The sequence below is a fragment of the Klebsiella sp. BIGb0399 genome, from assembly GCF_003752615.1.
In the GTDB taxonomy this organism is placed as follows: domain Bacteria; phylum Pseudomonadota; class Gammaproteobacteria; order Enterobacterales; family Enterobacteriaceae; genus Klebsiella; species Klebsiella lignicola.
The window spans coordinates 274929-289344 of sequence record NZ_RKHT01000009.1 but is presented as its reverse complement, the minus strand read 5'-3'; the positions used below and the strand labels follow the sequence as shown (position 1 = coordinate 289344).

16 protein-coding genes and 3 tRNA genes are annotated in these 14416 nt (G+C 54.1%); 12 read left to right on the top strand and 7 right to left on the bottom strand.

Annotation, left to right across the window (positions count from 1 at the left end):
• Positions 1-122: 122 nt before the first annotated feature.
• Both EDF82_RS22050 and bglJ read left to right on the top strand, forming a co-directional pair.
• Positions 123-818 (top strand): LuxR C-terminal-related transcriptional regulator, encoded by a 696-nt coding sequence (locus EDF82_RS22050; protein ID WP_123757620.1) that lies wholly within the window; start codon positions 123-125, stop codon positions 816-818.
• A 5-nt stretch (positions 819-823) separates the two neighbouring features.
• Positions 824-1498 carry a DNA-binding transcriptional activator BglJ gene (gene bglJ, locus EDF82_RS22045; RefSeq protein WP_227540160.1) on the top strand — a complete coding sequence of 225 codons (675 nt, stop codon included), beginning with the start codon at positions 824-826 and terminating at the stop codon, positions 1496-1498.
• Between the two features lie 15 nt (positions 1499-1513).
• Here the strand turns inward: bglJ and EDF82_RS22040 are convergent, their stop codons facing one another.
• A complete protein-coding gene (locus EDF82_RS22040; RefSeq protein WP_123757618.1) occupies positions 1514-1972 on the bottom strand; it encodes a YbaK/EbsC family protein in 459 nt (152 codons plus the stop codon).
• Positions 1973-2312: 340 nt separating this feature from the next.
• On the opposite strand from EDF82_RS22040, the gene EDF82_RS22035 reads away from it, so the two are divergent.
• Positions 2313-3656: a PTS sugar transporter subunit IIC gene (locus tag EDF82_RS22035; protein WP_123757617.1), complete on the top strand. Its 1344-nt coding sequence runs from the start codon at positions 2313-2315 to the stop codon at positions 3654-3656.
• A gap of 42 nt (positions 3657-3698) precedes the next feature.
• On the opposite strand, the gene fhuF is transcribed toward EDF82_RS22035, so the two are convergent.
• Positions 3699-4487: a siderophore-iron reductase FhuF gene (gene fhuF, locus EDF82_RS22030; protein WP_123757616.1), complete on the bottom strand. Its 789-nt coding sequence runs from the start codon at positions 4485-4487 to the stop codon at positions 3699-3701.
• A gap of 108 nt (positions 4488-4595) precedes the next feature.
• Complete coding sequence (locus EDF82_RS22025) at positions 4596-5642, bottom strand: GGDEF domain-containing protein (RefSeq protein ID WP_123757708.1); 1047 nt, start codon at positions 5640-5642, stop codon at positions 4596-4598.
• Between the two features lie 259 nt (positions 5643-5901).
• Here EDF82_RS22025 and EDF82_RS22020 point away from each other — a divergent pair, with 259 nt between their 5' ends.
• On the top strand, positions 5902-6141 hold the full coding sequence (locus EDF82_RS22020) for a DUF1435 domain-containing protein (RefSeq protein WP_123757615.1): 240 nt from the start codon (positions 5902-5904) through the stop codon (positions 6139-6141).
• 20 nt (positions 6142-6161) lie between these two features.
• Here EDF82_RS22020 and EDF82_RS22015 read toward each other — a convergent pair.
• The 4 genes from EDF82_RS22015 to rsmC form a co-directional block, all read right to left on the bottom strand.
• Positions 6162-6247 (bottom strand) — tRNA-Leu (locus EDF82_RS22015).
• Between the two features lie 31 nt (positions 6248-6278).
• Positions 6279-6364, bottom strand: a tRNA-Leu gene (locus EDF82_RS22010).
• 28 nt (positions 6365-6392) lie between these two features.
• A tRNA-Leu gene (locus EDF82_RS22005) sits at positions 6393-6479 on the bottom strand.
• 168 nt (positions 6480-6647) lie between these two features.
• Positions 6648-7676, bottom strand: coding sequence for a 16S rRNA (guanine(1207)-N(2))-methyltransferase RsmC (gene rsmC / locus EDF82_RS22000; protein ID WP_123757614.1), 1029 nt, complete (start codon positions 7674-7676; stop codon positions 6648-6650).
• A 147-nt stretch (positions 7677-7823) separates the two neighbouring features.
• Between rsmC and EDF82_RS21995 the strand changes: the two genes are divergently transcribed.
• The 8 genes from EDF82_RS21995 (at position 7824) to EDF82_RS21960 (ending at position 14358) form a co-directional block, all read left to right on the top strand.
• A complete protein-coding gene (locus EDF82_RS21995; RefSeq protein WP_123757613.1) occupies positions 7824-8237 on the top strand; it encodes a DNA polymerase III subunit psi in 414 nt (137 codons plus the stop codon).
• Complete coding sequence (gene rimI / locus EDF82_RS21990; RefSeq protein ID WP_123757612.1) at positions 8206-8652, top strand: ribosomal protein S18-alanine N-acetyltransferase; 447 nt, start codon at positions 8206-8208, stop codon at positions 8650-8652. The genes EDF82_RS21995 and rimI overlap by 32 nt, the downstream gene beginning before the upstream one ends.
• 33 nt (positions 8653-8685) lie before the next feature.
• On the top strand, positions 8686-9363 hold the full coding sequence (yjjG, locus tag EDF82_RS21985; RefSeq protein ID WP_123757611.1) for a pyrimidine 5'-nucleotidase: 678 nt from the start codon (positions 8686-8688) through the stop codon (positions 9361-9363).
• An 89-nt stretch (positions 9364-9452) separates the two neighbouring features.
• Positions 9453-11042 carry a peptide chain release factor 3 gene (gene prfC / locus EDF82_RS21980; RefSeq protein WP_123757610.1) on the top strand — a complete coding sequence of 530 codons (1590 nt, stop codon included), beginning with the start codon at positions 9453-9455 and terminating at the stop codon, positions 11040-11042.
• Between the two features lie 228 nt (positions 11043-11270).
• Positions 11271-11882, top strand: a complete 612-nt coding sequence (gene osmY, locus EDF82_RS21975) for a molecular chaperone OsmY (RefSeq protein WP_123757609.1) — start codon at positions 11271-11273, stop codon at positions 11880-11882.
• Positions 11883-12129: 247 nt separating this feature from the next.
• The gene (locus EDF82_RS21970; RefSeq protein ID WP_123757608.1) at positions 12130-12291 is read left to right on the top strand and encodes a DUF1328 domain-containing protein; all 162 of its coding nucleotides are present in this window, start codon (positions 12130-12132) and stop codon (positions 12289-12291) included.
• Between the two features lie 217 nt (positions 12292-12508).
• On the top strand, positions 12509-13582 hold the full coding sequence (locus EDF82_RS21965; RefSeq protein ID WP_123757607.1) for a patatin family protein: 1074 nt from the start codon (positions 12509-12511) through the stop codon (positions 13580-13582).
• Positions 13579-14358, top strand: coding sequence for a TatD family hydrolase (locus EDF82_RS21960; RefSeq protein ID WP_123757606.1), 780 nt, complete (start codon positions 13579-13581; stop codon positions 14356-14358). Before EDF82_RS21965 ends, EDF82_RS21960 begins: the two co-directional genes overlap by 4 nt.
• Positions 14359-14416 lie beyond the last annotated feature (58 nt).

The following is a 14416-nucleotide window of genomic DNA, read 5'->3' as shown; positions in this document are numbered from 1 at the left end:
CCTGAGCGTAAGGCCGACGTTCACCAGGGGTGATAAAGAATTCACCTGGTAAATAAATTATGGCTGCCAGGCGCCCATCTGTTTTATGCCAGCGTGAATCTTCTACAAAACAGGGAGGATTTATGTTACCAGGACAGGGTAAGTACGGCATTATCATCAGCAAAATGCCGGTGATGCAATCCGGATTAAGTGCAATCACCAGCGAGTACCTTCCTCATTATATCTTCAGTCATTGTTATTCGCTGGAGACACTCATGCAGCTTCCGGTGAATCTGGCAACGGTGGTTATTGTTGATTTATCCGGAGAAACAGAACGACCGCAGGAAATATGTCGGCACTATTGTTCTCTAATGGTTCGTTTTAAAAATATTCATTGGATCTATATGGTTGGTCGTTCCTGCTCTCCCCATGCGGAAGCATTATTTGTCGGACCTGAAAGTACCTGTATTTCCGACCGTGAGCCAGTGACTCGTCTGGGTGAAGTCCTCTGCATCAGGGAAGCCGTCAGTACGGGGGCTGAGCCGGGTGTAACCCCTGTGCACCCGGTGGTTGCCGTGGGGGCGAGAGATTTTACCATTAGCCATGAGAAGCTGAGAGTGCTGACCTTCTCCGAGCGAAAGGTGCTCCGACTGCTGGCAAAAGGCTGGGGAATTAATCAGATTGCTTCGTTGCTGAAGAAAAGTAATAAGACCATCAGCGCACAAAAGAATAGCGCAATGCGTCGTTTGTCTTTGCGCAGCAATGCGCAAATGTATGCCTGGATTAATAGCACACAAGGAATAAAAGAGCTGAATGTATACTCAGCTTTTGGAGAGTAGCCGAAATGGGACAACCGAACACTACACGCTGCATTGCCGTGGTCGAACCCTGTGCGATGACGGAAATAGGGCTTCGGCATATCCTGAATGAGTACAGTACCGGAAATTATTGTGTTCATTTTTTTAAAGATGTTCACTCATTAAGGCGTACTTTGCGTGTTCGGGATATTACCGCGGTTATTTTTTCACTTTCCGGTCAGCGCTGGCTTCGGGTTGATAGTCTGCTTTACCTGCGTGATATTGCTTATTCTCATCCTGAAGTTCGGCGAATCATTTTGGCGAAAGACAATGGCGAGGTTAACCTCATCAAGAAACTGACGCCTTCCTGCCTGCACGGGATTATCAATAAAGCGACCTGTCGCGAGGTGTTGCAGCAAGAATTATTTCTGCTGCTTCTTCAACCCGCTCAACCGGTGGATCAGCCGCTCAATAGCCAGATTGCCGTGTGTCAAATCTTCAGCCCAACCGAGCATAGCATTCTCTGCTATATGACCTATGGCTATTCTCTGCTGGAGATCGCGCTGCAGTTAGGTCGCAATATCAAAACCATTCGCGCCCATAAGTGCAACGCGATGATCAAGTTGGGGATCAGTTCCGATCTAGCTCTGCTGAGCGCCGGCGATATTCTGGTTCATCTCTCGCCAGAAAGCGTTACCAACGCGCATGCTATTGTCGCGTAGTCGGACCGCAAAACGCTACTGACAGACGTCAACCCAGGTGGCATCCGTCAGTTGGGCCATTCTGTCAGGAGAAATGCGGACCGCACTATGAATGGCGCCGGCCGCCGGTAACACTTCCGGGTACTGCTTCAGCGAAATATCGCAATAGATCACCAGCGGGTTTTCCAGCCCGAAAGGGCATACGCCGCCGACCGGATGCCCGGTAAGCGTGACCACTTCATCACTGCTGAGCATCCGTGCTTTCGCGCCGAACGCTTCCTTCAGCTTCTTGTTATCCAGCCGGGCGTCACCGCTCGCGACCACCAGGATCACCTGCTCTTTCACTTTTAAAGAGAGGGTCTTCGCGATTTGGCCAGGCTCAACGCGATGTGCCGCGGCCGCGAGTGCGACGGTTGCCGTACTTTGATTGAGTTCGATGATTTCGATGTCGGGGGCATGGCTGGCAAAAAACTGCCGCACGGACTGCAGACTCATGGGGATCTCCTGATTCATGTCCGTGCCAATCTGTCACAAGCCTGGCGGAGTGTAAATATTGTCGATGGGTAATCCGGAATTATTCCAATTTCTGGATCTTCTTCACAATCACCGCAACCGGTTACTGTAACCGGTTGCTGTTATCCTCACTCGGATGAATACTGAGCGGGTAACTACCCTGTATCACTTATAACAAAAGAGCCGTGTATGAATCGTGCTGATCTGAACAGTATAGCCAATGAGATGGCCGCAGTGGGGATCCGTTCACAGAACATATTTCATCGCCACGGCAGGATAATCGTTGTTGGGCCTGTGTCTAAAGCCTGTCAGGAGGGCTGCTATGTCTGCTAACCATGCTGCGTTTAATCTGATATTTCGCTTTGTAGAAAATTATATTAGCCCTGTTGCCGGGCGAATCTCATCGCAGCGTCACGTGATGGCGATTCGTGACGGCTTCATCTCGGCGATGCCGTTTATGATTGTCGGCTCGTTCCTGCTGGTGTTTGCGTATCCGCCGTTTTCGCCAGATACCACCTGGGGATTTGCTCGTGCCTGGCTGGATTTAGCGAAAGAGTTTGAAGGGCGTATTCTGACGCCGTTCGATATGACGATGGGCATTATGTCTATCTACATTTGTGCTGCCATCTCCTATAACCTCGGCAAGCACTATGAAAAATCTAATCAGCTCGATCCTTTCATGTGCAGCATGCTGTCAATCATGGCATTCCTGCTGGTGGCGGCGCCAAAAACCAACGGTAACCTGCCGGTGGATAGCCTTGGCGGCACGGGGATCTTTACGGCGATCCTGGTGGCGGTCTACTGCGTTGAAATGATGCGCTTCCTGAAGGCACACAATATCGGTATTCGCCTGCCGGATCAGGTGCCGCCGATGATCAAAAACTCTTTCGACCTGCTGATTCCGGTGCTGGTGGTGGTACTGACCCTGTATCCGCTGAGCCTGTTTATTCAGCATCACTTTGACATGCTGATCCCGCAGGCCATCATGGCTATCTTTAAACCGCTGGTGTCCGCAGCGGATTCATTACCGGCAATTTTACTGGCGGTGCTGATTGGTCACCTGCTGTGGTTCGCCGGGATCCACGGTGCGGCCATTGTTTCTGGCATGCTGCAGATGTTCTGGTTAACAAACCTCGGGATGAACCAGCAGGCGCTGGCGCAAGGCGCACCACTTCCGCATATCTTTATGGAGGCGTTCTGGACATTCTTCATTGTCATCGGGGGGTCTGGCGCCACCATGGGCCTGGTCTTCTGCTACCTGCGCAGTCGTTCGGCGCACCTGCGATCTATCGGCCGTCTGAGCGTGGTACCCAGCCTGTTTAACATTAACGAACCGGTTATCTTCGGGACGCCTATCGTTATGAACCCGGTGTTCTTTATCCCGTTCCTGCTGGCGCCGATGGTGAACGCCGTGCTGGCCTGGGCGGCAATGAAGCTGGATCTGATTGGACGGGTCATTTCAGTGGTTCCGTGGACCGCGCCGGCACCGATTGGCGGCGCGTGGGCGCTGGGATGGGATTTCCGGGCGGCGATACTGGTGGTAGTCCTGGCCTGCGTCTCGGCGATTATCTACTTCCCGTTCTTTAAGGTGTACGAGAAACAGCTGTTAGCGCAGGAAGCTGAAGAAGCGGAACGCGTGGCGCAAGAGAGCCAACAGACCGCGTAACAAAGCAGACGGGCGGCATTGCTGCCGCCCGTCGCATCGGGATTATTTTAGCGTGCAGTCACCGCACTGCTGAACGTCTGGCAGTCGGTTACGTTGGCAGCAGGTACGCCGCACCAGTAACCCTTCGCGTAAGATTACCGTCCGCCACAGCGGGTTGTCCTGGCCGTCAGCAAACTGCTTTTCAAAGAAACAGTGCTGGCGAAGGGCGGCAACCTGGTCATCTCCCAACAGCGTTTTCATCTCGCCGAGATACCAGTTAATCAGATAGCCGGTATTGCTCCAGATAAGCTTGCCATTGATATTGCCGGTCGCTTCCAGAGCCTGCACCACCGGCTGCAGAGCGCGGACGATCAGCATTTCCATGCGGGCCTGCGGAGAATCTATTCTGCTGGCCGGTTCGGCATGCACGTCAATCCAGAAGCAGGCGGCCCGGCCGGTTTCGTGAAACTCCACGCGGAAGTGTTCTGGCATCAGGCTGATAGCGGTCTTTTCGGTCAGCAGCGCCAGCATCAGCGGCGGCACCAGCAAACCGATATACCACTGCGCCCACAGCGACAGCAGAGGCTTCTGCTCGCGCGGAATTGTCGGTTGATGACGGTAGATATGATCGGACCAGGTCGCCAGCAGCGAGCTGAGCGCGCTGGGGGCTGACCACTCGGCCAGCGTTAGCGCGTGATGCGGCGCTTCCTCGTCCAGACGGAGAAAATCCAGCAAATGGGGGCGTAGGGTGGTGATTTTTTCCCGAATGGCATTCGCCAATGCGCATTCAGCCTGGCGGAACGGCGCCTGCCAGATGATCTCATTGCTGAATGAAAGGGAACGGTAAGCCATCAGATTGCCAGATATTAATCTAAATGATAATGATTAGTAATACTAGTTAGTTGTCTGGATGATGGCAAGCGGTTTGTCTGCGCCGTGTGTACCGGCGCAGCGCGGGAATCAGCTGGCGAGAATAATGTTGCGTCCGAGGCTTTTCGCTTCGTACAGCGCGGTATCGGCTCTTTTCAGCGCGCCATCGATGTCAGCATCAATCAACGGGGTCATGCCGATGCTGATGGTGACGTTGGTGGCGACGCTTTCATTGAACATGTGGGGAATTTTTAAATCATAGACCTGCTGGCGAATGCGCTCTGCGGCCAGCGAGGCGGTTTCTGCGGTGCTGTTGGTCAGCAGGACCATAAACTCCTCTCCGCCAAACCGGGCTACGATGTCACGTGAGCGCACGGCATTGCGAATGGCTGCGGAGACCTGAATCAGCGCCTGATCGCCCATCATATGCCCGTAGTGATCGTTGTAGGCCTTAAAGTGGTCGATATCCAGCAGCAGCACGTGATGGCGCATGTCGTTTGCTGCCAGCATGGCATCCAGTCGGTTTTGTAAGCCACGTCGGTTATATAAGCCGGTGAGGGGATCCAACATACTGAGATCGTTCAGCGTGTTACGTTCCTGCAGCAGTTTATCCATCAGCCCCTGGGTAAAGGTATCGCTACGTTTTTGAATCATATTCTGTAGCGTAATACCGGCAATAGGGAGGGCAAAACAGTATAACATCCGCGGCCATTGTGCGGTCTCGGCAAAAACCAGACTAACGATAAACGTGGGTAAAGTGTGTAGCGTAAACGCAATGATATTATTGGGAAAGGCGATAGTGCCAATAAACAATATACTTAATAAGGCAATAACCAAAAAGTTAAATTGCGGTGGCGCCTGTAACAGGGCTTTATCTGCGACGTGCCATGCCCACAGCACACCAAATATCAGAGAAATAAAAGAAATATTAATTTTGCGTTGCGAGTACTTCCAGTGCCAAAGCATTAAGGCACTGCTGAACAGCACTATCAGGGTGCAGGGCAGCGTGAATCGGGTGCTGGTAAACAACGGGCTAGCCAACGCAAAAAGCGCAGAAATGAAATTCAACAGCAAAAATAGCCGTAAGGAATATTGATATTTTTTTTCGTAATGCTTTTGCCAGGATTGTGCAGTCATATTGAACGTGTCGCTATTAGCCATAAATTTCAACATGATGGCTGCAAAGAAAGAACGTTAAAAAACGATATACAGAGTAAGGTTTTTGTTAAATTATCAGATGATTTAATGTATTGCTGTTGCCCGTGTAATTTATCACCTTCATGAATGTCTGTCATTAGCGCGAACGTAAAGAACCGTGCATCCGGAATGTCATAACATGACAAATGATAAATATTATCATATGATATTGGTTATCATTATCGTCTTGGGGTGAGGCATGTTACAGCGAACTTTAGGCAGTGGATGGGGAGTGCTGCTTCCTGGCGTACTGATTGCTGTTCTGGGATTTGCCGATCTGTCGGTAGATGCCTGGCGTGGGCTGGTGACGGTCGGGTTATTATTGTCGGCATTGATGATCTGGCATCGTCAATTGCGCCACTTTATCTTGCTGCCATCTTGTGTCGCGTTGATCAGTGGGATAATGCTGATGACGTTGAATTTAAAGCTGATGGGATAATTCGGGAAGGTTAAGAATAGTGGTGCGAGGGGGGGGACTCGAACCCCCACATCCTAAGGACACTAACACCTGAAGCTAGCGCGTCTACCAATTCCGCCACCTTCGCACAGTATTCTTAATTGTTGATATCGCCTCGTTGGTGCGAGGGGGGGGACTCGAACCCCCACATCCTAAGGACACTAACACCTGAAGCTAGCGCGTCTACCAATTCCGCCACCTTCGCACAGTGCGAGCGATATCTATGTGGTATATGGTGCGAGGGGGGGGACTTGAACCCCCACGTCCGTAAGGACACTAACACCTGAAGCTAGCGCGTCTACCAATTCCGCCACCGTCGCATACCATCGATACTCAGAAAGTATCGTTACCACGGAGGCGCATTCTAGTGGTTTTCAACTATTCGTCAATAGTTAATTGTGTAGCGCGGATTGATTGTTGCAAAAATGGCCGAGCGGGGCGGGAAGTGACGGCGGCATGGTGACCCAGCCGCCGATGTGCGCAAGGAACTACTTTTTCGCCTGACGAGTCATGACGGTGCGGTAAACCTTAAAGCGGCCGGTCTGGGCAATCACTTCATGGAAGCCGAAGATCTCATCCAGCACATCCGGATACGGCAGGAAGGCGTTGGCAACAATGCGCAGTTCGCCGCCGCTGCTCAGATGACGTACCGCCCCGCGAATCAGCGCTTGAGCCGCTTCCTGGCTGGTTTGCAGGCCATCATGGAACGGTGGGTTGGAGATGATCATGTCGAAACGACCGTTCACTTCCGAGAACACGTTACTGGCGAAGACTTCGCCCTCAATGCCGTTGGCGGCAAGGGTTGCGCGGCTGGCTTCGACCGCTGGCGCACTGGCGTCACAGAGCGTCAGGCGCACTTTCGGGGAATGGCTGGCCAGGACGGTTGCCAGGACACCCGCGCCGCAGCCGACATCGAGCACTTTCCCTTTGGTGTGCGGCGTCAGGGTGGAGAGCAGCAGCTGGCTGCCGATATCCAGCCCGTCGCGGCTGAATACGCCAGGCAGGGTTTTGATCGTCAGGTTTTCCAGCGGGTATTCACCCCAGTACTGTTCTGGATCGAAGGCCGGCTGCTTTTCCAGACGCCCGTGATACAGCCCGCAGCGGCGCGCGCTGTCGATTTTGGTCAGGGGGACGTATTCGGCCAGCATCTGTTCAGCACTGCGAACGCCGCTGCGGTTTTCGCCGACCACGAAAACATCGGTACCCACCGGCAGCAGTGACAGCAGGTTCATAAGCTGGAACTGTGCTTCAGGCTTGTTTTTCGGCCAGTAGTAAATCAGCGTATCGCAATCGGCCGCGTCTTCGGCTTGCGCGACCAGGCTAAAGCGGGCGTTATCTCCCATCTGGCCATTCAGGACCTGCCAGTGGTGAAATTGTTGGGTGTGGGCACGGCTGGCCGCGGTGTCCAGACGTGCTGGCAGGTCATCCTGCAGGTCACCGGCAAACAGAACGCGTGCGGGTTCGAAATCATCACTGTGGCGCAGCAAGACTTCACTTGCCGGGGTAAAAGCAGACATGAAACACTCCTTCATTAAGACTGGCGCCGATTATACACGTTATCCTTAACGCTGCCTCTTTGTTGGCGTGCGCGATGTACGTTGTTTGTTGGCGCAGATACGACGAATTTGCTATATTGCGCGCTTGATTAACAGGAGTGTTTCGCTATGACTTCCCGACGAGACTGGCAATTACAGCAGCTGGGTATTACCCAGTGGTCGCTGCGTCGCCCCGGGGCGTTGCAGGGCGAAATCGCTATCTCGCTTCCCGGGCATATTCGGTTGGTGATGGTGGCAGACCCAATGCCGTCATTAACGGAACCGTTAATCAGCGATATTTTACGGGCCCTGGCGCTGACGCCGGATCAGGTGCTGCAGCTTGCCCCCGATCGCGTCGCCATGCTGCCGCAGGATAGTCGCTGCAACAGCTGGCGGCTGGGTACCGAGACGCCGTTACTGCTGGCGGGCGCACAGGTCGCCACGCCTGCTTTTGATGAACTCCAGACCAGCGTGCCTGCCCGAATGGCGCTCTGGCAACAAATCTGCGCACATGAACACGATTTCTACCCTCAACACGGCTGATTTGCCCCGTGCCTGGCAAATAGAACAACGCGCCCACGCTTTTCCGTGGAGTGAACAAACCTTTGCCAGTAACCAGGGTGAGCGCTATCTCAATCTTCAGCTGACGGTTGATGGCGAGATGGCCGCCTTCGCGATTACGCAAATTGTGCTGGACGAGGCGACGCTGTTTAACATCGCCGTCGACCCGGCTTTCCAGCGACGTGGCCTTGGGCGCGCGCTGCTGGAGCAGGTTATTGATGAGGTCGAACAGCGTGGCGTCGTGACGTTATGGCTCGAAGTCCGGGCCTCCAACGCGGCCGCCATTGCGCTGTACGAGGATATCGGTTTTAACGAGGCAACCATTCGTCGCAACTATTACCCCACCGCCGACGGGCGTGAGGATGCGATCATCATGGCGCTGCCAATCAGTATGTAATGGCCTACGGGCGAGTAATGACAGGGTGATACGATGAAGTGGGACTGGATTTTCTTTGATGCCGACGAAACGCTGTTTACGTTTGACGCTTTCAGTGGTTTACAGCGGATGTTTCTCGACTATTGCGTGACGTTTAGCGCCGAAGATTTTCAGGACTACCAGGCCGTGAATAAGCCGCTGTGGGTGGATTATCAAAACGGGGCTATCACCGCATCCCAGCTACAGCATCAGCGTTTTGATAACTGGGCCGAGCGCCTCAGCGTGCCGCCGGGTGAGCTCAACGACGCCTTTATGAATGCGATGGCCGAGATCTGCTCGCCGCTGCCAGGGGCGGTATCGCTGCTGAACGCGCTGCACGGCAAGGTGAAAATGGGCATCATCACCAACGGGTTTACATCGTTGCAGCAAATCCGTCTGGAACGTACCGGTTTAGGTCATCACTTTGATTTACTGGTTATTTCTGAAGAGGTCGGCGTAGCCAAGCCCGATGCGCGTATTTTTGATTACGCGCTGGCGCAGGCGGGCAATCCCGACCGTTCTCGCGTGCTGATGGTGGGGGATACGGCAGAGTCGGATATTCGCGGCGGCGTCAACGCCGGCCTGGCGACCTGCTGGCTGAATGCTCATCAGCGTGAATTGCCTGCGGACCTCCAGCCTGACTGGACGGTGACCTCGTTAAGCGAACTGGAGCAGCTCCTGTGTAAACACTGATTGCCTCCCCCAGTTGATGGGTAAAATAGCCGCAATTTTGTATTCCACATGCGTGGCCCGCTGGCCGCGTTTACTAAGAAGATTGAATTATGACGTTGTCTCCTTATTTGCAAGAGGTGGCTAAACGCCGCACTTTTGCCATTATTTCTCACCCGGATGCCGGTAAAACGACCATTACTGAGAAAGTGCTGCTGTTCGGACAGGCGATTCAGACCGCCGGGACGGTAAAAGGCCGTGGCTCCAGCCAGCATGCAAAATCAGACTGGATGGAGATGGAAAAGCAGCGTGGTATCTCGATTACCACCTCGGTGATGCAGTTCCCGTATCACGACAGCCTGGTGAACCTGCTGGACACCCCGGGCCACGAAGACTTCTCCGAAGATACCTACCGTACCCTGACGGCAGTGGACTGCTGCCTGATGGTTATCGATGCGGCAAAAGGCGTTGAAGATCGTACCCGTAAGCTGATGGAAGTTACCCGTCTGCGCGACACGCCGATTCTGACGTTTATGAACAAACTCGACCGTGACATCCGCGACCCGATGGAGCTGCTGGACGAAGTTGAGAACGAGCTGCGGATTGCCTGCGCGCCGATCACCTGGCCGATTGGCTGCGGTAAGCTGTTTAAGGGCGTCTACCATCTGTATAAAGACGAAACCTACCTCTATCAGACCGGTAAAGGCCACACCATCCAGGAAGTGCGGATCGTCAAAGGGCTGAATAACCCGGAACTCGATACGGCGGTGGGAGAGGATCTGGCACAGCAGCTGCGCGACGAGCTGGAGCTGGTGCAGGGTGCGTCAAACGAATTTGATAAAGAGCTGTTCCTTGCCGGTGAAATTACGCCGGTCTTCTTTGGTACCGCTCTGGGCAACTTCGGCGTGGATCACATGCTGGACGGTCTGGTGGAGTGGGCGCCAGCGCCGATGCCGCGTAAAACCGACACCCGTGTTGTGACGGCAGAAGAAGAGAAATTTACCGGCTTCGTCTTTAAGATCCAGGCCAACATGGACCCGAAACACCGTGACCGCGTGGCCTTTATGCGTGTGGTCTCCGGGAAGTATGAAAAGGGCATGAAGTTGCGCCAGGTACGTACCGGTAAAGACTTGGTGATTTCCGACGCGCTGACCTTTATGGCGGGCGACCGTTCGCACGTGGAAGAAGCCTGGCCTGGCGATATCATCGGCTTGCACAACCACGGCACTATTCAGATCGGCGATACCTTCACCCAGGGCGAAACGATGAAGTTCACCGGTATCCCGAACTTCGCGCCGGAACTGTTCCGTCGTATTCGTCTGAAGGATCCGTTGAAGCAGAAACAGCTGCTGAAAGGGCTGGTACAACTTTCCGAAGAGGGCGCGGTGCAGGTCTTCCGTCCGATTGCCAATAACGACCTGATCGTTGGCGCGGTGGGCGTGCTGCAGTTTGATGTGGTCGTGGCCCGACTGAAAAGCGAGTACAACGTTGAAGCGATTTACGAGTCCGTCAACGTGGCGACCGCGCGTTGGGTGGAATCCACCGACGTGAAGAAATTTGAGGAATTTAAGCGTAAAAACGAAATTCAGCTGGCCCTGGATGGCGGTGATAACCTGACCTATATCGCCCCGACCATGGTGAACCTGAATCTGACTCAGGAACGTTATCCTGAAGTTCTGTTCCGTAAAACCCGCGAGCACTAATCCCTCCCGGAGCGCGGTGTTGGCCGCGCTCCACGCTATTTTTTCTCGTTAATTTCCCCTGATTTACGTTATAGAAAGTTCTTAAAGATCCGCCTTGCCGTGATTTTTTGTGCATATTTCCCGCCTCCCTCATCACCTTCTACTATATTTAATAAGTAATTTTTAAGATTCTGGCTTAATAAGCTACTTATTTAGCTTTACCCATATAGAAATAACGAGGACATAATGATGACAAGACTAAAGAATGCCGGAGCGCTGGTGGCTCTCTTCTTAGGCTCAGCCATGATAAGTGTCTCGGCATATGCAGAAAACTCAACGACAGACAGTGCAAAATCGGTAGCTAACAGCGCCGGTCAGGCGGTTGACAGCTCACTGAATAAAGTCGGCGACTTTATGGATGACAGCACCATCACCGCCCGGGTGAAAGCGGCGCTGATTGACGATAAAAGTATTAGCAGTGCCGGTATCTCCGTGAAAACGGAGAATAAAGTGGTGACCCTAAGCGGCTCAGTCGACAGCACTGCCCAGAAGGAGCAGGCGCTGAGCGTGGCGAAAAACGTCAAAGGCGTTACCACGGTTACCGACAAGCTAAGCGTCAGTGAAGAGCAGTCCGCCAGCCTGAAAGGGTATGCCGGCGACACCGCTATCACCAGTCAAATCAAAGCGAAACTGTTGGCGGATGACATGGTGCCATCGCGAAACATCACGGTGGAAACCAGTGACGGCGTGGTGCAGTTATCCGGCAGCGTAGAAACCCGCCAGCAGGCGGATCGCGCAGCGGATATTGCGAAAGCCATTTCCGGCGTGAAAAGCGTCGAAAATAATCTCAGCGTTAAATAAACCATTCACATTAATAATGTTATAGCCATTTTTATCTCCAGGTTCTGCATTACGGACGAGCGGTAAACGGCAATATTTCCGGGTGCGCATTGGCGCGATTAACCCGAAAAAACGGATACCGCTTTGATGGCCGTAATATGAAGTATGGCGAGCAGCCGTTGAATAAAAAGAGCACGACAGGGTTGATACCCGCGCGTCTTCAGCGTGTGGCAATGCAACCGTTACTCACTATGGTAAGGAGTAGACTATGTTTCGATGGGGCATTATTTTTCTGGTCATCGCACTGATTGCCGCAGCGTTAGGATTTGGTAGCCTGGCAGGTACAGCAGCCTGGGCGGCGAAAATCGTCTTTGTCGTCGGTATTATTCTGTTCCTGATCAGCCTGTTTACCGGGCGCAAGCGTCCATAGCAAGCGTGTTTTCCCTGCCGCATAACCGGCGAAACGCCGTTGTATGACATAGCGTTTTACATAAAGCCAGTCCTCAGGACTGGCTTTCGTGCTTTCTGGGGGGTAATAATTGAGAACTCCTGGCGATGATCGCAGGCCAGGCAGGTTGTCGCGCTGGCGGCTTGTAGCGTAGTGGATCATTTTTGCGCTTTTAGAATAAACAGAACAGGAAAGCAGGGTGGGGCATCGAATTCCCGTAACGCTTGGCAATATCACGCCGTTATCCGTAGAACCATTTCGACCGGGCAAACTTGGCCTGGTGTGTGAGGGTGGCGGTCAGCGGGGTATTTTTACCGCCGGGGTGCTGGATGAGTTCATGCGCGCCGGGTTTAACCCCTTCGACATTATGCTGGGGACCTCCGCCGGGGCGCAGAACCTGTCGGCCTATATCTGCAACCAACAGGGCTATGCTCGCAAGGTGATCACGCGCTATACCACCGCCCGTGAGTTTTTCGATCCGATGCGTTTTGTGCGTGGCGGCAACCTGATTGACCTCGACTGGTTGCTGGAGGTGACGGCGCAGAAAATGCCGCTGGCGATGGATTACGCGCTGGAGCGGTTCGCCCAGGGCAAGGAACTGTGGCTGTGTGCCTGTCGTGGCGATGATTACACGGCCAGCTACTTCTCCCCGACGCAGACCACCTGGCTCGATCTGATCCGCGCCTCGAGCGCGATTCCCGGTTTTTACCGTAGCGGCGTCACCCTGGACGGCATCAGCTATCTGGATGGCGGCGTCAGCGATCCTATTCCCGTTCAGGAAGCCGCCCGTCGCGGGGCGCAAACCATTGTGGTGATCCGCACGGTTCCCTCGCAGATGTACTACACCCCGCAATGGTTTAAACGAATGGAACGCTGGCTGGGAGAAAGCAGCCTGCAGCCGTTGGTGAATCTGGTGCAGCATCATGAAGCGACCTACCGTGCGACCCAACAGTTTATCGAGACGCCGCCTGGGAAGTTGCGGATCCTGGAAATCTTCCCACCCAAACCGCTAAAAAGTATGGCTCTGGGCAGCCGGTTGCCGGCGCTGCGGGATGATTACAAGACCGGGCGCCAGTGCGGCCGCTATTTTCTGGCGACGGTGGGCAAACTGCTTGCCGACAGCCCGCCACTGGTGCGTCATCTGCCACGCGTCACCCAGCCGACGGCGGTGGTCGTGCCGCCAGCCGCGGTGGCCAACGATTCGCAGCCGGCTACTTTTATCGCCACCGAGCAGGCCAATGATGCCCGCTTCGATAACGAGGACCTGGCATGACGCTGCAGTTTGTTGATACCCATTGCCATTTTGATTTTCCCCCTTTTAGCGGGAATGAAGCTGATAGCATCGCCAGGGCGGCGCAATCAGGGGTCACGCGGATTATTGTTCCGGCCATTGAGGCGGACCATTTCCCGTGCGTGCTGGCGCTGGCGGAGCAGCATACGGCGCTGTATGCCGCCGTTGGGCTGCACCCCATCGTCATTGAACGGCACGATGCGCAGAGCCTTGAACAGCTCGAAACCTGCCTGCAAGCGCGTCACCACAAGCTGGTGGCGGTGGGCGAAATCGGCCTCGATCTGTATCGTGAAGAGCCGCAGTTTGACCGCCAGGTACAGATCCTGGAAGCACAACTGCGGCTGGCGAAGCGTTACGATCTGCCGGTGATCCTTCATTCCCGTCGCACCCACGATAAGCTGGCGATGCTGCTGAAAAAACACGCTCTGCCGCGGACCGGGGTGGTCCACGGGTTTGCGGGCAGCCTGCAGCAGGCGGAACGTTTCGTGCAGTCCGGCTACAAAATCGGTGTTGGCGGGACCATTACCTATCCGCGTGCCAGTAAGACCCGGGAGGTGATGGCGCGGCTGCCGCTGTCGGCGCTGCTGCTGGAAACGGATGCCCCGGATATGCCGCTCAATGGTTTTCAGGGGGCGCCTAACCGCCCTGAACAGGCGGCACGGGTGTTTACCGTTCTGTGTGAGCTCCGCCGCGAGCCGCCAGAGGTCATCGCGCAGGCCTTGCTCGACAATACCACCGCGCTGTTTACCCTGGCGTAAATCCCTTTTGGTGATGCGAGTCTCATTCTTGCCTTTTTATCTCATTGTTTTGCTTTAA